The 20426-nt window shown below is 38.8% G+C and carries 16 protein-coding genes; 14 read left to right on the top strand and 2 right to left on the bottom strand.

The features are described 5' to 3' along the window. Position 1 precedes the first annotated feature (1 nt). On the bottom strand, positions 2-1483 hold the full coding sequence (locus DC53_RS04800) for an FMN-binding glutamate synthase family protein (protein ID WP_033023783.1): 1482 nt from the start codon (positions 1481-1483) through the stop codon (positions 2-4). Between the two features lie 176 nt (positions 1484-1659). Next, positions 1660-3441: a DUF885 domain-containing protein gene (locus DC53_RS04795; protein ID WP_033031177.1), complete on the bottom strand. Its 1782-nt coding sequence runs from the start codon at positions 3439-3441 to the stop codon at positions 1660-1662. A 356-nt stretch (positions 3442-3797) separates the two neighbouring features. Between DC53_RS04795 and DC53_RS04790 the strand changes: the two genes are divergently transcribed. The 14 genes from DC53_RS04790 to mdoH all read left to right on the top strand — a co-directional run bounded on the left by DC53_RS04790 (position 3798) and on the right by mdoH (position 20270). Then, complete coding sequence (locus DC53_RS04790) at positions 3798-4784, top strand: GGDEF domain-containing protein (protein ID WP_007378027.1); 987 nt, start codon at positions 3798-3800, stop codon at positions 4782-4784. Between the two features lie 83 nt (positions 4785-4867). Next, on the top strand, positions 4868-5623 hold the full coding sequence (gene ubiE, locus DC53_RS04785; protein ID WP_007378026.1) for a bifunctional demethylmenaquinone methyltransferase/2-methoxy-6-polyprenyl-1,4-benzoquinol methylase UbiE: 756 nt from the start codon (positions 4868-4870) through the stop codon (positions 5621-5623). 11 nt (positions 5624-5634) lie between these two features. Beyond that, positions 5635-6309 carry a ubiquinone biosynthesis accessory factor UbiJ gene (locus DC53_RS04780; RefSeq protein ID WP_033031179.1) on the top strand — a complete coding sequence of 225 codons (675 nt, stop codon included), beginning with the start codon at positions 5635-5637 and terminating at the stop codon, positions 6307-6309. A gap of 9 nt (positions 6310-6318) precedes the next feature. Further along, positions 6319-7920: a ubiquinone biosynthesis regulatory protein kinase UbiB gene (gene ubiB, locus DC53_RS04775; protein WP_033031181.1), complete on the top strand. Its 1602-nt coding sequence runs from the start codon at positions 6319-6321 to the stop codon at positions 7918-7920. Positions 7921-8000: 80 nt separating this feature from the next. Continuing rightward, entirely contained in the window at positions 8001-8249 is a 249-nt protein-coding gene (tatA, locus tag DC53_RS04770) for a Sec-independent protein translocase subunit TatA (protein ID WP_007378023.1), read from the top strand. 5 nt (positions 8250-8254) lie between these two features. Further along, on the top strand, positions 8255-8587 hold the full coding sequence (tatB, locus tag DC53_RS04765; protein WP_007378022.1) for a Sec-independent protein translocase protein TatB: 333 nt from the start codon (positions 8255-8257) through the stop codon (positions 8585-8587). 48 nt (positions 8588-8635) lie between these two features. Further along, complete coding sequence (gene tatC, locus DC53_RS04760; protein WP_007378021.1) at positions 8636-9376, top strand: twin-arginine translocase subunit TatC; 741 nt, start codon at positions 8636-8638, stop codon at positions 9374-9376. A gap of 1 nt (position 9377) precedes the next feature. Beyond that, entirely contained in the window at positions 9378-9896 is a 519-nt protein-coding gene (locus DC53_RS04755; protein ID WP_007378020.1) for a hypothetical protein, read from the top strand. Beyond that, positions 9896-10681: a TatD family hydrolase gene (locus tag DC53_RS04750; protein ID WP_007378019.1), complete on the top strand. Its 786-nt coding sequence runs from the start codon at positions 9896-9898 to the stop codon at positions 10679-10681. The genes DC53_RS04755 and DC53_RS04750 overlap by 1 nt, the downstream gene beginning before the upstream one ends. Beyond that, complete coding sequence (locus DC53_RS04745; RefSeq protein WP_033031183.1) at positions 10681-12534, top strand: diguanylate cyclase; 1854 nt, start codon at positions 10681-10683, stop codon at positions 12532-12534. Before DC53_RS04750 ends, DC53_RS04745 begins: the two co-directional genes overlap by 1 nt. Positions 12535-12546: 12 nt before the next feature. Further along, positions 12547-13557 (top strand): porphobilinogen synthase, encoded by a 1011-nt coding sequence (hemB, locus tag DC53_RS04740; protein WP_007378017.1) that lies wholly within the window; start codon positions 12547-12549, stop codon positions 13555-13557. Positions 13558-13685: 128 nt separating this feature from the next. Then, positions 13686-16409 carry an ExeM/NucH family extracellular endonuclease gene (locus DC53_RS04735; protein ID WP_033031185.1) on the top strand — a complete coding sequence of 908 codons (2724 nt, stop codon included), beginning with the start codon at positions 13686-13688 and terminating at the stop codon, positions 16407-16409. A 308-nt stretch (positions 16410-16717) separates the two neighbouring features. Further along, positions 16718-18337, top strand: a complete 1620-nt coding sequence (locus tag DC53_RS04730) for a glucan biosynthesis protein G (RefSeq protein WP_033031187.1) — start codon at positions 16718-16720, stop codon at positions 18335-18337. Next, positions 18309-20270, top strand: a complete 1962-nt coding sequence (gene mdoH, locus DC53_RS04725; protein ID WP_033031188.1) for a glucans biosynthesis glucosyltransferase MdoH — start codon at positions 18309-18311, stop codon at positions 20268-20270. The genes DC53_RS04730 and mdoH overlap by 29 nt, the downstream gene beginning before the upstream one ends. Positions 20271-20426 lie beyond the last annotated feature (156 nt).

Raw genomic sequence — 20426 nt, forward strand, 5'->3', positions numbered from 1 at the left:
CTTACTTGTAGTTTTCGTAAATTTTATCAAGCGGTTCCGAAAGCCCACTTTCTTGCACTATACGTACATGCTCACGTTTTAATTCGCGTGCACTAGTCACACCACAAGAATGAGCTATTAGCCCAGCGCCATAATGAATGTATTTATTATAGTTAGCTACTCGCTGCGCTTTATCAGCTACATCTAAGCCGCGTTGCAAACGCTCGTTATGCGTAGTGATCCCGGTTGGACAAGTATCTTTATTACATTGCATTGCTTGAATACAGCCCAGTGCAAACATATGACCACGAGCCGATACAACAAAATCAGCACCGAGCGCCAATGCCCAAGCAACCTTTGAAGGAACAATTAATTTACCAGAAGCGATTATTTTAATACGATCTCGAAGCCCATGTTTTTCAAGCATATTAACTACAAGCGGTAAACTTTCGCGCAGTGGTAAACCCACCGAATCCATAAGCGGTTGCGGTGCTGCGCCCGTACCACCATCAGCACTATCTATGGTAATAAAGTCAGGTGCAGACTCGATACCACGGTGGTTTATTTCAGCGAACAACGTTTCTAACCATCCGTATGCACCAATAACAGCTTTAAACCCTGTAGGCTTACCTGTCGCGTTACGTACAGTGGCAATCATATCAAGAATATCGGCTGGATTTTTAATTTCAGGGTGACCATTGGGGCTAATCGAATCTTGCCCTTCTGGTATCCCCCTAATTTTAGCTATTTCGGCATTAACTTTGCGCCCTGGAAGCATTCCACCCTTGCCAGGTTTAGCGCCTTGGCTCATTTTTAGTTCAAACATTTTTACTTGTTCGTGAGCCGCTATTTCTTTAAGTTTTTCAGTACTTAAATTACCGTGCTCGTCTCGTGCACCATATTTAGCGGTACCAATTTGAAAAACAATATCAGCCCCACCTTCTAAGTGATAAGGGCTTAATCCCCCTTCACCGGTGTTCATCCAACAACCTGCTAACTTAGCTCCTTTTGATAAAGCACGTACAGCGGGTTTTGATAACGCACCAAAGCTCATACCTGATACATTAAATAGCGAGTTGGTGGTGTAAGGTGTTTTACAGTATGGACCCAAAGTAACATTACTCGGGTCGAGCGCTTCTTCATCTAAAGTAGGAAACGCACAGTTCATAAACATAACTGTACCCGTTACTTCTAAGCTTTGCGTAGAGCCAAATGCCGCAGTACGGTCAACATCTTTTGCAGCACGATAAACCCAGCTTCGTTCAGCTCGATTAAATGGCATTTCTTCTCTATCTTGCGCAAAAAAGTACTGCCTGAAGAACTCCCCTTGGCGCTCAAAAAAATACCGAAAACGCCCTATCACGGGGTAATTTCGCCTTATAGCGTGCTTAGTTTGTGTAATATCGCGAAAATAAAAAACAATTACAGTAAGCACAACGCACCCGAGTAAAACTATAAACATACTTGCAAATATATCGATACTAAACATTATAAAATTGCTCATTTATGACCCTTGGTGATTTTTAAAATAAGACCTAATAAGTACTGACCGCTTTAATGAACTAAATGGCTCATCATAATTACTAACCTGCTTACTTAAATAAATACAACTACTTACCAACAGAGTACTAACTTACATAGCTATAAAAACAACTCAGTACCCATTTTTAAAAATTATACTTATTTACTTTCCAGCTTAACTGATTCATTTTTTATATACATACGTACTTGTGTTTCTAGCACTGATAAAGGTACTGAACCATGGCGTAATATTTGATGATGGAATTCACGAATATCAAAATTTTTCCCAAGCACTTGCTCTGCCTCAGCGCGTAAACGTTTAATAGTTAACTCACCAATTTTGTATGACAGTGCCTGTGCTGGCCACGATATATAACGATCGGTTTCCGTTTTAACATTATGCAGCGAAAGCGCGGTGTTTTCGCTCATAAAGTTCATAGCCCGATCTCTACTCCAGCCATACATGTGCATTCCCGTATCAACAACTAAACGTGCTGCTCGCCACATTTCATAAGTTAAGCGACCAAAACGGCTATATGGGTTTTGATAAAAGCCAGCTTCTAAGCCCAAGTATTCAGAGTAAAGCCCCCAACCTTCGCCAAATGCCGAAAGGTAAGCATCACGACGGTAGCTCGGTAGATTTTCAAGCTCGGCATTAAGTGATATTTGTAAATGATGTCCTGGCACTGCTTCGTGCAGAGTCAACGCTTCTAAAACATAGAGAGGGCGCTTATCTAATGCGTAAGTATTCACCCAATAATAACCTGCTTCATCATCTCGATTAGAGCCAGAATAACGGCCTGTTGTGTATTTAGGAGCAATATTGGCTGGTACGGGGGCTACGCCATAAGGTTTACGTGGCAAGGTATGAAATAGCTTAGGCAGCTGTGCATCCATTTTTTTAGCAATATAAGATGCTTCTTTTAAAAGCTGCTCTGGTGTTGTGGCATAAAATTGTGGATCCGTACGTAAAAAGTGAATAAATTCGGCGAATGTGCCTTTAAAACCTACTTCAGCTATTACGTCCTCCATTTCACTGCGAATTCGAGCGACCTCTTTTAATCCAAGTTCATGAATCTCTTTAGGCGTCATGTCGGTAGTAGTGTAATACTTAGCTCTGTTTTTATAAAATGCCTCGCCATTAGGTGTATCTGATATGCCAACGCTTGTGCGTGCACTAGGTCGATACTGCTGCGTAAAAAACACTAAATAATTTTTATAAGACTGTATAACATCTTCTTTTATAATGTTTTTAGCTTTTTGTTGTAGTGCCTTAAATTCACTATCGCTCAAACCAGCAGTATTAGTTAAAAAAGGTTTATAAAACTCAGATGTAGTTATATCGTCAACAATGTAAGCATTAATTGAATCTTCGTAACCCTCTAGCACAGCTTTAGGTTGAGTAAGGCCCGTTTCTATCCCTTTTTTCATCCAATATATGTTTTGTTCAAAAAACCGTGGAACTTGCGCCAAACGTGCAAGGTATGTATCGAAATCTTGCTGATTTTTATATTGAGAGCTATTGATGATGTATGATAATCCAGAGTGAAAACCATACTCTGATGTAAGCGGCATATAATGCGCATTGAATATATACTCATCAACGCTGTTTTGTACTTGTGCTCGAATAATGCTGAAGTTTATTTGATTTTCATCACTTAATTTATCAATGCTGACGGTATCTAACTCGGCAAGTAACTGTGTTTTATTCTTATATTCTTGCGCTAAAAATTCGGGCGATAGATTTGGTAACAAGTAACCTTTAACCCCTTTTGCATTGCTATAAGGATTAATGCTTTGTCTGTAATCAACAATGCTTTTGGCTATCTGCGTAAACTGTTGATCTGCATTTTGCGTTGTTATTTGACATGCACTTAATGAGCATAAAAACATGAAACCAAGTAAAGAATGGCGCATTGGCCGCTGTAAAAAATGATTCATTGCAATTTAACTTGACGATGTAATAGATATCACAAAGCTATCGTAGGCTAAATAAATAGCAAGTAAATGAGACCAATCAACGGTTATAAACCTTACTAAAACTAAGTGTATTTCGAGAGTAAAGTATATCAACAGAAGTAAAAACAAGCTTAATTGATGAGAAAAGCAGCTATTGAGTTGTTAAAATGAAAATTTAAGTTCCGTAACTCTTTTTTTACTTTTAAATAACCGCCATAACGATTACTGTAGTAAAAAATAATAAAAGCTCGGATGCATAACCGCCTCACGGAATGAGATATTTAAATTAACTCTTATGCGTACTCAGTTGGTATTTAAAAATGATGTTCCATGATTCCATGGCAATTGCACAAGAAAAGATGACTAAAGTGTGTGTGTTTTTAGAGCGTTATGCGCTGCCGCCAACCCCGCTTAATTTTCAAGTAATTTATACCTATATTAGCCAAGCCAATATAAACCTTAAAAATGCACTAGAACGTGCGATTGCAACAGAAGAAAATATAGACAGTGTTTTAATTGAACAATTATATTTTCAATTTTTAAATGAAGGGCACACAACTCAGGTCTCGATGATTCAAAATGTTGACGGTATTATCGGGTCACTTTCTCGAAATGCTCAAGCAACAGAAAAACAAATTATCCGCTTTGCTGATCAAGTAAATGAATGTGTACATACGCTTGATGAAAACAGTATAGAACAAAGCCGTAAAGCACTTAAAATCCTCAATACACAAACCGTAGAGTTACTAGAGCAGCATAAACAATTTAAGAAAGAACTTAGCAAAGCTAAAAAGTTACACGAAAAAACGCAAAAGCAATTAACTCAGCTCCGAAAGCAGCATATAGTAGATAGCCAAACGGGCCTTTATAAACGTCATTATTTAACTCAACAAACCCAAGTTTGGACAAATCAAGAAAAGTCCATTTGTGCCATTGCTGTTCAAATAGATAACCTTGATCACTTTGTTGATAATTATGGTGATATTCTTGGTGAAGTTATTTTGAATAAAGTCGCTAAGCAAGTACAAAAGTATGTATTCCAAAGCGGTTTACCTGGACGGACTGCTAAAGACCAATTTACTATATTACTCGCCGACATTGATCCTGAAACGGCAACTTTAATAGCCGAAAAAGTACGTAATGGGGTAGAAAAGTTGCGATTTGTTAGCTCAAAAAGTGGCACAAAACTACCCGCTATAAACTTATCATTAGGTATTGCACAGCATCAGCAACAAGATGATTTTAATCAACTTGCTAAAAAAGCCTCAAATGCAGCTTTTAAAGCTCGATCTCTTGGGCAAAGTTGTTTTATTGCTGGGCATTAAATCACCTGATAAATCATATTCAAATTGCACCTGCAGTACACAATAAAGTACACTAGTGCTTATTGCCACGATAGAGATTAATCATGAACGAAACACCGCAAAAGACCACGCATTTTGGCTATAAAACGGTAGCTGAAAACGACAAAGCCTCAATGGTTGCAGACGTATTTCACTCAGTTGCAGCAAAATACGATGTAATGAATGATTTAATGTCTTTTGGTGTGCACCGCTTATGGAAACGTCAAACTATTGCCAGTTCTGGTGTTCGCAAGGGCCATCATGTACTTGATTTAGCTGGCGGCACTGGTGATTTAACGGCTAAATTTAGTCAATTAGTCGGTGAAACAGGTCAAGTTGTTTTAGGCGATATTAACTCCTCAATGCTCAAAGTGGGCCGTGAGAAGCTGCATAACTTGGGTCTTGTTGGTAATATTGACTACGTACAAATGAACGCCGAAATGCTGCCATTTCCAGATAATAGCTTTGATGTGATCACTATTGCTTTTGGTTTACGTAATGTAACCGATAAAGACAAAGCACTTCGTTCTATGTACCGTATTTTAAAGCCAGGTGGTCGCTTACTAGTGCTAGAATTCTCCAAGCCTGAGCATGAAGTACTAAGTAAAGCTTACGATTTTTATTCATTTAATTTATTACCAACAATGGGCAAACTAGTTGCTAACGACAGCGAGTCGTACAAATATTTAGCCGAATCGATTCGTATGCATCCAGATCAAGATACCCTTAAAGCAATGATGGATGACGCTGGCTTTGAACAAACAACTTATCAAAACCTAACAGGTGGTATTGTTGCACTTCACCGTGGTTTTAAATACTAAGGCAGAGTGATATGGCGCTTGAACAAGTAACTGAAAAAAATAATGATAGGTCAACCACATCTACTTTTTTCATGTTGCCTAACTTTGTACTTTCGCTTATCGAGCATGTACTTAATCAAGCACTTAAACTCGACCCAAAGCTTTCAAAAAAACTAAATGAAGTTAAAGAGCTGCGTTTAGTTGTTGAAGTAAGAGATTGGCAACAAACAATCCAACTCGTTTTTGCTGATAAAAAACTACATTTATATACCGCACAAAGCAGTGATAACGCTGATTGCATGATAAGCGCCGATATAGATACGCTTATTGCGCTAAAAAATCCAGCGATGCTTACCCAGCTAATACGCCAAGATAAACTCGACCTGCAAGGTGATTTGAATATTGCCCAAACTTACAGTAACGCATTTTCGAGTTTAGATATTGATTGGCCAGAACAACTATCAAAGCATATTGGCGATGGCCCGGCCCAGCAACTTTATTTACACTTAACCTCGCTCAAGCAGCAAAACAGTAAAGTAAAAAAGCAGTTAGCCACTACACTTACTAGTTTATGTCAGGATGAGCTTGCTATAACTATTCATCCCTTAGAGCTTGAGCAATTCAAACAACAAAACCGAGTAATTAAAAGCCAAGTTGCTGCTATTGAACAGCGTATAAACGCCTTATTAAACATCGTAACCCGCTAAGGATTTTTTGTGTCGACTGCACGATTGTATTACATCACTAAAACACTACTTAGCTACGGGTTAGATGAGTTAGTCCCTAAGCATAAAACGCCCTGGTTTGCCAAAATAATGCGTGGAAGCTTTTTTTGGCTACGCAATCAGCATAAAGAAAAATCAGTAGGGTTGCGTTTACGTCTTGCATTACAAGAGCTTGGTCCTGTATGGATTAAGTTTGGCCAAATGCTCTCCACCCGTCGCGATTTACTACCACACGATATAGCCCTAGAGCTCGCGTTTTTACAAGATCAGGTACAACCTTTTGAAGGTGAGCTTGCACAAGAAATCATTGAAAAAGCACTCGAAATTAATGATATAAGTGAATTATTTAGTGAGTTTTCACAAGCACCGCTGGCCTCGGCATCTATAGCGCAAGTCCACACAGCAAAACTTATTGATGAGCACAACATTGAGCAAGATGTTGTAATAAAAGTTATTCGTCCAAATATTCATGAACAGATTAATGCTGACTTAGCGTTAATGGAAAAGCTCGCTAAAGTACTTGCCAAAGTACATAACGAGTCAAAGCGCCTGCGCCCTGTAGAAGTTGTTAAAGAGTATAAAAAAACACTCCTTGATGAACTCGACTTAATGCGAGAAGGCGCTAATGGCATTCAGCTTAAGCGTAACTTTGAAGATTCTGATTCTCTTTATATCCCTGCAGTTTATAGCGATTATAGCCGCCATAATATATTAGTGATGGAGCGTATTTACGGCATACCTGTCTCTGATACTGATGCACTATTAGCACAAAATACTAATATGAAATTACTTGCTGAACGCGGTGTAGAGGTGTTTTTTACACAAGTATTTAGAGACAGTTTTTTTCATGCTGATATGCATCCTGGCAATATATTTGTCTCTCGCGAACATCCTGAAAACCCAAAATACATTGGTATAGATTGTGGTATTGTTGGTACGCTTAATAAAGAAGATAAACGCTATTTAGCTGAAAATTTCATTGCCTTTTTTAATCGTGATTATCGCCAAGTTGCCCAGCTACATGTTGATTCAGGTTGGGTACCACCCGATACCAGCATTGAAGAATTTGAATTTGCGATTCGTACAGTGTGTGAGCCTATATTTAACAAGCCACTTGCTGAAATTTCATTTGGTCATGTGCTTGTTAATTTATTTAATACCGCACGCCGCTTTAATATGCAGGTACAACCTCAACTCGTACTACTACAAAAAACTTTATTGTATGTTGAAGGGTTAGGCAGACAGCTTTACCCGCAACTGGATTTATGGAAAACAGCTAAACCCTTTTTAGAAGACTGGGTAAAACAACAAGTCGGCCCATTATCTGTATTGAAACAAATGTATGCTAATTTACCCTTTTGGGCAGAAAAAATGCCCGAGCTACCGGATTTAATTTATCAAAATTTAAAGCGAACACCTCGCACTCAAGTGCAAATACAAAAGGTATCCCAAAAACCTTTAATCTTGGGCTTGTTTGGTAGTGCGACAACAATCATGTCAGCTCTTTGTTATTTACAGCACGATTTAATTGCTGCCAGCATCGCTATTAGCTGCTCTGCTGTTAGCTTTATAACTGCATGGCGCAGCGCATAAACTAAGTGCTATTTGCGTTATTGAGCGTATAATTAGTATCTAAAATATACATTTAATCATTTTATAGACTGGAGATAACCATGGGTTTTGGTGGTATTAGTATTTGGCAATTATTGATTGTACTAGCAATCATCGTTCTTCTTTTTGGTACTAAAAAGTTACGTGGAATGGGTGGGGACTTAGGCGGTGCTGTTAAAGGCTTTAAAAAAGCCATGTCTGATGAAAAAAGTACAGAACAAGACACTACCGAGCAAATCCAAAAATCAGAAAATGCAGCTCCAAACGATCCAGCTAACGCTGAAAAAACCAAAGATAGTAATAAGGTTTAATTAGCATGGGAATGTGGGAGCTTGTTATTGTTCTTATTGTTGGTTTAGTGGTTTTAGGCCCTGAACGCTTGCCTGTGGCTATAAGAACAGTGAGCCGCTGGATTAAAACAGCCAAGTCGCTAGCTAATTCAGTTAAAGCCGAAGTCAGCGAAGAGCTACGCGTACATGAGCTGCATGAAAACCTTAAAAAAGCAGAGCAACAAAACTTAAAAGACTTAAGCCCTGAACTGCAAAACTCGTTGAGCGAGCTACAACAAGCAGCTCAATCAGTTACCCACAGCTATAAAAAACAACCGCCAAAGACAGAAAACAACCAACATATTGATGAAAAAAAGTGAAATTAATTTCCTTTTCAATGGTCAACTTACTAAATGGTATAAATAATAATGGTTGAGCAAGTAAAATCGGGGTTTGTGGCTCACTTAATTGAGTTACGAGATCGACTTATAAAAGCACTATTGAGCATTTTCGTTATTTTTATTGCCATAGTGTATTTTGCAAATGACATTTACGCTTTTGTTGCACAGCCGCTAGTCTCACATTTGCCAAGCACTGCAACGATGATTGCAACTGATGTGACAGCACCTTTTTTCGCCCCTTTTAAACTGACTTTATTTGTCGCTTTATTTGCATCTATTCCATGGATATTACATCAAATTTGGGGGTTTATCGCACCAGGGTTATATCAGCACGAAAAGAAAATGCTCATGCCTATTCTCGCCTCTAGCATAATACTGTTTTATGGTGGTATAGCCTTTTGTTACTTTGTAGTACTGCCAATTATTTTAGGCTTTTTTACAAGCGCAGGTCCTGAGATGATGACTCTTGCGCCCGACATAAGTAGTTATTTAGGATTTGTATTAAAATTATTTTTTGCTTTTGGTGTCGCGTTTGAAATTCCAGTTGCCATTATGCTGCTATGCTGGAGTGGCGCAACAACGACAACAAGCTTAAAAGAAAAACGCCCTTATATCGTGGTAGGTGTTTTTGTAGTCGCGATGTTTTTAACACCGCCTGATGTATTATCACAAACATTACTAGCGTTTCCGATGCTGCTTTTGTTTGAACTAGGCTTAATTTTAGCGAAATTTTATACCGCTAAACCACAACAAGAATCTGAGGAATAAAATGAAAAAACAACTACTCTCACTATTGGTTTTATTAAGCGCACCCACATTTGCTGCGCAAACAGAAATTAACACTCAAGCATTACAAGCATGTAGCTTTATTGAAAACGACTTTAACCGTTTACTATGTTACGACAATACTATTGCGGGTAAATCGCTAACCAAGCCATCAGTTGCAAAAGTTTTAGCACCACCAACAACAAATACTAACGTGCCAATACCTACTCCAACACAGAAAGCGCCATCAGTTGCAAATGCAGATGATTTTGGTTTAGAGCATAAAGAAGTACACAAAGAAAAAGATACTGAAATTAAAGCTACAATTACCTCAATAGAGAAAGCAGCTTATGGTGAGCTCATTATTAATTTAGATAATGATCAACAATGGCGTCAAATTGGCTCTGATAGTATGCGCTTAAAAGAAAGTGATACGGTTGTTATAACTCGTGGTGTTTTTAACTCATTTTTATTAAAAAAAGCGAACCAAAATCGCTCTATTCGCGTTAAGCGCACTAAGTAATGTCGTACACCTTAATTGATGCTGGTGTTAATTTAACTAACCATCAGTTTGATGAACAGCATCAAGAGATTATTAACCGCGCCAATAGTGCAGGCGTTAACAACATGCTTATTATTGGCTGTGACATAGCAGGGAGTGAACAATCTCTTGAGCTGGCTATAAAGTATCAGCAATACTCTACAGCCGGCATACACCCTCATGATGCAAAATCAGCCACCAGCGAATTAGAGACTCAATTAAAACACCTTGCAAAGCACGATGAAGTGGTTGCTATTGGCGAATGTGGGCTTGACTATAATCGCGATTTTTCACCTCGAGATATTCAGCGCAGCGTCTTCAGGCGTCAGCTTGCTGTAGCCGAAGATTTAAATTTACCTGTTTACCTACACGAACGTGATGCCAATGAAGATATGCTTAAAATACTTAATGAATTCAAAGTACGCGGTATACTTCACTGCTTTACCGGTAATGCTAGCTCGTTAAAAAGTTATCTAGATTTAGGGCTTTACATTGGCATTACTGGCTGGGTATGCGATGAAAGACGTGGGAAAGAGTTACAACAATTAGTCCCTCACATTCCTTTAGAACGCTTGCTACTCGAAACTGATTCACCTTTTTTAATTCCGCGCTCGATTAAGCCTAAACCCAAATCACGTAAAAATGAACCCGCATTACTTCCACATATTTGCCAAACTGTCGCTCAACTGTATAAAATTGAAGCTGAAACTGTAGCAACTCAAACTACAAAAAACTTTAATCACATTTTTGCTCTAGAGACACGTTAATGATAGTTGCAAAAGTTTTATTTAGCCTACTTACCCTAGTATGTGTATTTAACGCTTCTGCAAATCCCATTGTAATAAGCCAAAATTTTAAATCCCAAAATATCATAAATTTAAACTATTCTTTTGAACCAACTTCGATTTTAGAAGCTCGAAATAGTAATTTGAAAAATTGGCATTCACTTAAAAATAGCTCATTAAACTTAGGGTTAGAACAACGACCAGTATGGCTTACATTTACAATAAAAAACACACTCAACAGTGAAGTTGAGCCACTACTTTCAATAGATAATCCTCTCTTAAATAAAGTTCAGGTTTTTCATTTACACAATTCTGAGCTGCTTTCACAAACACAAATAGGCGACGCCTTTGTGCTTTCTCAGCGCCTAATAAAAAGCGAATCTTTATTAGTTAAATTAACATTGCCTGCAAACACAACAACAACTGTGATCATCAAAGTTACGGATAGTGCGGGGTTACGAGTACCTTTAACTTTGTGGCAGCAAGATAGTTATTTAGCTTACAAAGGTAAACTAAATTTAATATATGGTTTGCTCATTGGTTTTGTATTTTCGTTAGCCTTTAGCTGTCTTGTTTTATATGGGTTCTCACGCAAGCTCTATTTTGCTTGTGCTGGTATGATAACGTTGACGTTAGGTTTATTACTCTCCTATTTGTGTGGATTTGGCTTGCGTTTTTTTCATCCAAACCTAACGGGTATTCAGCAACTAATGAGCTCTATGTTACTGATGCTTATTACCTTGTTGTTTTTACCTTTACAGCAACTCATTTGCCAACCTAAACGCTCTACGCTGTTAAAGGTACAAACGATAATAACCAGCCTATTTGCCATTTCATTACTATGTGTTTGGCTGCTACCTAACTTAATCGTTACTTTATTTAGCCTTGTAACTATTCCTATTATTTTGTGCTTTTATATTATCACTACACTTATATGTACTCGTAGTGACCCATCCAAACAAAATAAAGGCCTTTTACTGACTTTAATCTTCTTCCTTATAGTTATGGCCTACTTTATTGCTACAGCAATGGGCTGGTATTCCCTTGGTCAGAATAGTTTAGTTATTGTCTTTATTTGCTTTTTTAGCTGTATTTTTTGTTTGTGCTATACCGTAATGGAAAAGTTTATTTTGCAACGCGACCAACAAATAGTTACGCAGCAAACCTTGATTGCTAAAAATACGGCGCAAGATACACTCTTAAACGAACGTCTAGCGTTACAAGAAAAAGCTCGCCGAGAGTTAGAAGCGCTTGTCGACGAACGAACCTTTGAACTGCAAGTAACCTTAAGAGAGCTTGAAGAGAAAAATAGAGAGCTTGAGCAACTTAATACTGAAGATGCTTTAACCGGTATAAAAAACCGTCGCTTTTTTGATAAGAAATTAATAATGGAGCTTCGCCGTTCTCGCCGAGAGCAAACGCCATTAAGTATTATTATGCTTGATATAGACCGCTTCAAAACAATTAATGATACGTATGGTCATTTAACTGGCGATCAGGTTATTAGAGCGGTGTCAGATATTATAAAAAATAATCTAAAGCGTCCACTTGATGAAGTTGCACGCTACGGTGGCGAAGAATTTGTAGTGCTGCTTCCAAATACACCAAATGAAGGCGCGTTAGATATTGCAGAACAAATACGCGAAACAATTGCGCAAAGTACTGTTATTGTTGCTGGCACTGACATTAAATTTACAATTAGTGCTGGTGTTTACACTAGCGTCGCAGATGATCTTAACACCCCCGAAATATTTACCGAGCACGCTGATAAAGCCCTCTATTACGCTAAACAGCACGGTCGTAATCAAGTAATTAATTTTCCAATTCCACAGTAGGAGTATTCTAATATGGCCCAATCAGGACTAGACCTTTTTCCGTATACTCGTATGCGCAGAATGCGTAGAAGCGATTTTTCTCGTCGTCTAATGGCTGAAAACCAACTTAGCGTAAACGATTTAATCTACCCCGTTTTCGTACTTGAAGGTAAAAATCGTCGTGAAGCGATTGAATCAATGCCCGGCATTGAACGTTTATCAATAGATTTATTGCTTATTGAGGCAAAAGAGCTCGTTGAGCTCGGCGTGCCAGCCATTGCAATCTTTCCGGTAACGCCTACAGATAAAAAGTCATTATTCGCCGAAGAAGCTTACAATGAAGATGGTTTAGTGCAACGAACTGTTCGCGCTTTAAAAGAAGCTTACCCTGAACTCGGTGTAATTACTGATGGTGCACTTGACCCATTCACTACACATGGGCAAGACGGCATCATTGATGACTCAGGTTACGTCATCAATGATGTAACAACTGAAATATTGGTTAAACAAGCACTTTCTCATGCACAAGCTGGAGCCGATGTTATCGCTCCTTCAGATATGATGGATGGCCGTATTGGCGCAATTCGTGAAGCACTTGAAGCGGATGGCTTTATCCATACTCGCATTATGGCTTATTCAGCTAAGTATGCCTCTAGCTATTATGGTCCTTTCAGAGATGCAATAGGTTCTGCAGGGAACTTAAAAGGTGCTGACAAAAAGACCTACCAGATGGATCCTGCAAACTCTGACGAAGCAATACGTGAAGTTGCATTAGACTTACAAGAAGGCGCTGATATGGTTATGGTTAAACCTGGCATGCCTTATTTAGATATTGTACGTCGCGTAAAAGATGAATTTGGCGTGCCAACTTTCGCCTATCAAGTTAGCGGCGAATACGCTATGCACAAAGCCGCAATCGATAATGGCTGGCTGAACGAGGAAGCAACAATAATGGAATCTCTCTTGGCATTTAAGCGAGCTGGTGCTGATGGTATTCTGACTTATTTCGCTAAACAAGCTGCACAATACTTAAAAAGTAAATAATGTAATACAATAGTCACAATTTCGCTATTTTTGCTTTCATTTTATTTACTTGTTGTATTTTATTTGTAATAAATTTTCCTTAAACTAAGTGTCCCATTTGGGACACAATACACGGGAAAAAAATAATAATGTTTAAAACAAAAATAACGCCACTAGCGCTTGTTATAGCAAGCCTTAGTGCACCAGCCTCCGCTAATCTTATCATTTCGGAATATGTAGAAGGTAGTAGCAACAATAAAGCAATTGAGCTTTATAACAACTCGACTGATTCGTTATCACTTGCTGGCTATAAATTAAATTTATATGTGAACGGTAAAACAACGATACAATCTACGCTCGACTTATCAGCTACTTTACCTGCCAACGGAACATATGTAATCGTAAACCCAAGTTCAAATGATGAGCTAAAAGGTAAAGCTGATTTAGAGCATAGTGTTACAAGCTTTAACGGTGATGATGCATTAGTTCTAATTCAAGGCGACACTGTCATTGATAGTTTTGGTCAATTTGGTACGGATCCGGGCTCTTATTGGTCTGAAGGTGGCGTACAAACACAAAATAAAACACTTCGTCGCAACGATAGCGTCCTCGTTGGCCGTACCTCGCCAAGCGCTCCTTTTGACCCAAGCGAAGAATGGGGGCAATTTGACCAAGATGATTTTTCTGGTTTAGGCGTATTTGGTAGTGACTCAGCTCCAGTACCAGAACCTGAGCCACTAGATCCATTAGTATGTGGTGCAGATAAAACATTGATTAGCGCTATTCAAGGCGATGGTGCAGCAAGCCCTCTTGTGGGTAGTGTTGTTGAACTTGAAGGCGTTGTAACAGCAGACTTCCAAGGCGACGATGAGTTAAAAGGCTTTTTTATAAGCTCACTTGCTGCAGATATAGACGCTAACCCACTGACTTCTGAAGGCCTGTTTGTTTACTTTGCAGATACTGAAGTAAGTGTAGGCGACCATGTACGTGTGCAAGGTACTGTTGAAGAATATTTTGATGCAACACAAATCGGCAGCGTAAGCCAAGTAGCTGTTTGTGATACTGGCTTAGCTTCAGCCGCTACAAAAATAACTTTGCCTTTAGCTGATGCAACTTATTTAGAATCGTTTGAAGGTATGCTAGTAACGCTAGAACAGCCATTAGTTGTTACCAATAACTTTGGCCTTGGTCGATATGGTGAAGTTGAAGTCGCGACTGAGCGCTTGTATCAAGGTACGCAAGTTGCGTTACCTGGTGATACTGCTAACGCAGTTGAAGCCGAAAACTTAACTAAGAAAATATTAATCGATGATGGCTCAACTGTTCAAAATCTAGATCCTACAGCCTATCCAACTCCTGGTTTATCAGCAGAAAATACATTACGTACTGGTGATACAGTAAATACAGTGACTGGTGCACTTGCTTATAGCTTTAGCCTTTACCGAATTCACCCAACTGTAGCACCTCAATTTATTGCAACAAATGCACGTAAAGACGCACCTGAACTTAATGCTGAGGCAGATTTACGTGTAGCAAGCTTTAACGTACTTAATTACTTTAATGGTGATGGCCAAGGTGAAGGGTTCCCTACGAGTCGCGGTGCAGATTCTGAAGCTGAATTTATTCGTCAAGAAGCCAAAATTGTAAGTGCCATTAGCGCAATGCAAGCTGATGTTGTTGGTTTGATGGAAATCGAAAATGATGGTTTTGGTGAATTTAGCGCTATTGCTAGCTTAGTTAATGCATTAAACGAAGCTGATGCAGCTAACCAGTATGCATTTGTTGACTTTGGTCTTGATCAAATCGGTACAGATGCAATCACGACTGCGTTAATTTATCGTGCTAATAAGGTAGAAGAAGTCGGTACTGCCGCTATTACTACTGATGCACCATTTGATTTTAGTAATCGTACTCCTATCGCACAAAGCTTTAAATCTTTAGCAACTGATGAAGTATTTACTGTAGCCGTAGCGCACTTAAAATCTAAAGGTGGTTGTGGTAGTGCAAGCGGCGCGAACGAAGATCAAAATGATGGCCAAGCTTGTTGGAATGAAATACGTACACAAGGTGCTAATGCATTCGCAGATTGGCTTGATAGCAAACCAACGGGTGTTGACGACGAAGATACTATTCTAGTTGGCGACATGAATGCTTACGCAATGGAAGATCCAATACGTGCGTTTGCTGATAAAGGATATAAAAATGTAGTCGCAGAGCTTGATGGCAATACTCTTGCTTACTCTTATAGCTTCTCTGGCCGTGCTGGTAGCCTTGACCATGCAGTAGCTAGTGCATCATTACTTAGCAAGGTAGTATCAGCTAAAGATTGGCATATTAATGCTGATGAACCAATTTCGCTTGATTACAATGTTGAATTTAAAAGTGATGCTCAACAATCAAGTTTATATTCTCAAAGCGCATACCGCGCCTCAGATCATGATCCTGTAATTGTTGATATAAAATCTGAAATTACGCTAACACCAGAAGAGCAAACACCCGTTATTACAGCGAATCAAACGTTTGCTATTGATGAAAATAGCGCGATTGGGACAGTAATTGGTACGCTTGATTTTAGTGACCCTAATGCAGATGAGTCACCGGTTATTAAATTTATTGTATCAGGAAACAGCAGTGTTTCTATTAACAACCAGGGACAACTTATTGTAGCTGGTGAGTTAGATTACGAGTTTGAAAACCGTATTACCTTATCTGTTCAAGCACAAGATAGTGCTGGTAACGTATCTAAAACTGAAAATGTAGCTATTAAAGTTAATAACCTACGTTCAGATGACGATAACGATGCAGGTTCATTATTTTGGTTAACACTTCTTTTAGCGCCGCTATCAATCGTGCGTAGATTTAAAAAGAAATAACTAATTTAGATACCCTTAAAAAGCCGCAATCGCGGCTTTTTTTATTTTTATACAAATGTAATTCAGACAAGCTTCAGTAAACACCTCGTAATATCGCTTTATTATATAAATCATCCTCAACTAACTAACCAAGTAAGAAGCAACTACATAGCCATGGGTGTTTTTTACACGAAGAGTGGTCGAGATTTTTGATGCCTCTTACTTAGCTTTTTGATTTCTAATGTATTTATTTAGGTTTAAAAAATTGCTTAAGTAAATAACTTAGTCTCAACCCTAAAAATAAGTCGTGTTTTTATAAAGGAATGAAAATGAAACAATTTACCCATCGATTATCAACATGGCAAAAGAGCTCAAAGCCACTCTTGGGTCTACTTATTATATTTTCGGCTTGGGGTAACAGCAATCAAGCATTTGCAGCTACAACAGAAGCAGCCATTCCAGAAAGTAGTTTATTTGACGTTATAAGCGCGCGTGCTAAAAAACTAGCAAGTGAAGAATATATAGCTCCAAAAAACATTGAACTTGATGCTCTCAATAATATTGATTATCAAGATTATCGCTCTATCCGCTTCAAACAAGACAAGTCAGTGTGGAAAGACGAAGGTCTTTACGAGCTACAGCTATTCCACCCCGGTTTTTTATATAAAACACCCGTTACAATTAATACTGTTAATAGTGACTCAAAACGCACCCGCCTCCCATTTAGTACTGACTTTTATCAGTACGATGGCACTGCTGCTCCTCTAAAAGAAGAAATTACTAAAAGCATTGCCAATACTCAGCTTGGTCACGCTGGCTTTCGATTACATTACCCACTAAATACCAATGAGTACAAAGATGAAGTAATGGTATTTCAAGGTGCATCTTATTTTCGTGTTGTTGGCCCAAAACAAGTTTACGGATTGTCTGCTCGCGGTTTAGCGATTGATACTGCAGAAGCTTCAGGCGAAGAATTCCCAATGTTTAAAGAGTTTTGGTTAGTTAAGCCAAAACTAGATCAAACTAATATTGTTATGTTTGCACTACTTGATAGCCCATCAGTGTCGGGGGCATATAGGTTCGATGTAGACCCAACCACAAATACGGCTGTAAAAGTAAATATGCAAATATTTGCACGTAAAGACGTTAAAAAACTAGGTATTGCCCCCTTAACGAGTATGTTTTATCACGGTGAAAACAGTACTAAATTTTTTGATGACTACCGCCCTGAAGTACACGATTCAGACGGTTTATTAACACAATCGCAAGATAATAAATGGGTGTGGCGCCCACTTAACAATCCCGCGCAACTAAGCGTCACTTCTTTTACATACGAGAACCCAAAAGGTTTTGGTTTAGCGCAACGCGATCGTGATTTTAATAACTACTTTGATACAGAAGCTCATTACCACGACCGCCCTAGCCTTTGGATTGAACCAGAAGGTGAATGGGGTAATGGTCGAGTTGAGCTAGTAGAGATACCAACTGACACAGAAACGAATGACAACATAGTAAGTTATTGGGTACCTGAAAAACCCTTCAAAGCGGGAGATTCATTAAAACTAAGCTATAAAATGACGACTTTTAATGCCCATTTAAACCAACATGAAAAAGCACGCGTGGTGCGTACTAGAATTGGCAGTGCAGCACTACCAGGTGAAGACAATCCTCCACCAAAAAGTCACCGTCAATTTACTGTTGACTTTTCAGGCCCAGAGCTTAACCAGCTCTCTAAAAAGCTAGATTTAAAGGCTGATATACAGCTAACAACAGGTGAAGTGAGTGATGTAACAATACAAAAGCTACCTGATACATATGGATGGCGTGTGGCCTTTAAAATCGCCCCACAAGACGGAAAACCAGTAGATATGCGTTTATCGCTAAAACTACGTGAAAAAGAAATTAGTGAGGTATGGAGCTATGTTTGGTATCCAAATGACATCAAGTAAGCAAAACAAGGGAACGTCAATGCCTTTCAAAACAGTTCGTATATGGCTGTTTGCTATTGCAGCTCTTGGCATATCAGGTTACGGCATATCTATTATGTTTGAAATTTTAAATTCAAACGGTATGACTTTACTCGAATATGCATTACTCGCCCTATTTTCAATTACGTTTGCGTGGATTGTTACTGCATTTTGTAGCGGTACAATTGGTTTCTTACTGCAACTACTGCGCATCGATCCACTAACTTTAAAGCGTATTAAGCCAATCTCTTTCGACAGCCAAGCACTTGCTAAGCAAAGAACAGCGGTTGTTATGCCAATCTATAACGAAGATACTCATCGTGTTATCGCAGGCTTTGAAGTAAGCCTAGAATCACTAAAAGAAACAGGGCAACTAGATCACTTTGACTTTTATTTACTTAGCGATACCCAAGACCCACAAATAGCCAAAAACGAGTTAAGTGCATGGCATGCATTGTCTGAGCGATTAGGCAGTACAGCTAAACACGTTTTTTACCGTCGCCGCGAAGATAATAAACACCGCAAGGTAGGCAACCTAACTGATTTTTGTGAACGTTGGGGCAGCCAGTACGACCATATGATTGTACTTGATGCTGATAGCGTAATGACCGGAAAGTGCATGCTAGAGCTTACTACAAGCATGCTAAACAACCCGCAAGCAGGCCTTATTCAAACAATTCCTATCCCCGTTCGTCAAGATACTTTTTTTGGCCGCTTTTTACAGTTTGCATCCGTACTTTACAGCCCAATGCTAGCGACTGGTTCTGCTTTTTGGCAAACCGATAAAGCAAACTATTGGGGCCACAACGCAATCATTAGAGTTGAGGCGTTTATTACCTGTTGTGGTTTACCAACGCTTAAAGGTAATGCCCCATTTGGTGGTGAAATACTAAGTCATGACTTTGTAGAAGCCTCTTTGTTACACAGTGCTAATTGGGACGTATTGCTACTATCAGACATTGAAGGGAGTTATGAAGAAGTTCCAAGTAACATTTTAGATTATGCTGTACGCGACAGACGTTGGGTACAAGGGAATATCCAACACCTTGGTTTACTGTCCTCATCAAAATTAAAGTTAATGAGTAAGTTTCATTTTTTACTGGGAGCAACGGCCTATATTTCATCGCTAATTTGGCTATCAATGCTCGCACTAAGTACGATTGATGCCGTAACACGTGCGCTTAATAGCGATGTTTACTTTAATCGCGCGTACCAATTATTCCCGACGTGGCAAATTGCCAAAACCGAACTGATTGATTCACTACTTTACTTAACAATCATAATTTTACTACTACCTAAATTAATGGGTGTTATTGTTACATTAGTGCACAGAAACAAACGCTTTGGTGGTTCAATTAAGCTGATACTAGGCTCAATCATTGAAACCGTATTTGCTATTATCGTTGCACCATTAATGATGGTATTTCATGCTTACTTTGTTATATGCGTATTTTTAGGTAAAAAAGTAAAGTGGGATGCACAGCCTCGTGAAGGTCGAATGGTTCCTTGGAGGGAAGCGTTTGGTTATACGCTATTTTCAACTATCGTCGCTATTGCATGGGGCAGCACAGCGTATTACTTTACCCCTGTATTCTTTTGGTGGTTGTCGCCAATACTATTAGGCTTAATACTCGCAGCACCTATAGTCCGTTACTCAAGTAGCATTAAGCTAGGCGTGTTCCTTAGAGAGCTAGGTATATTTATTTGCCCTAGTGAAGTAGATAACGATGCTACTTTAGAAGCGCTTAAGGTTCATCTCAAAAAGATTTCTGTACCTCAAGAAGGTCAATATCCAACAACTATTCCAACACTGCCAAAAGAGCATGTGGTTACAATGCCCATTCAAAGCTTTAATAAGCCACACAAGCTAAAGATGAAAGCGCTAAAAGCTAAAGCGATAAAAAAGTTTAATTAGCGCTAAATAAAAGAGCCGTTAAAAACCAAAAAAGGAGCAATAAGTTGCTCCTTTTTTATTGTCTAATAAATATTTTTCCGCATTAAAATAGTTAACCTGAGCTCTGGTTAAGAGATTTACCAACGTCTTGAATTATAGTGATATTTAAATTTATTT

Origin of the sequence: Pseudoalteromonas fuliginea (assembly GCF_000690055.1) — a bacterium.
Taxonomy (GTDB): Bacteria; Pseudomonadota; Gammaproteobacteria; order Enterobacterales; family Alteromonadaceae; genus Pseudoalteromonas; species Pseudoalteromonas fuliginea.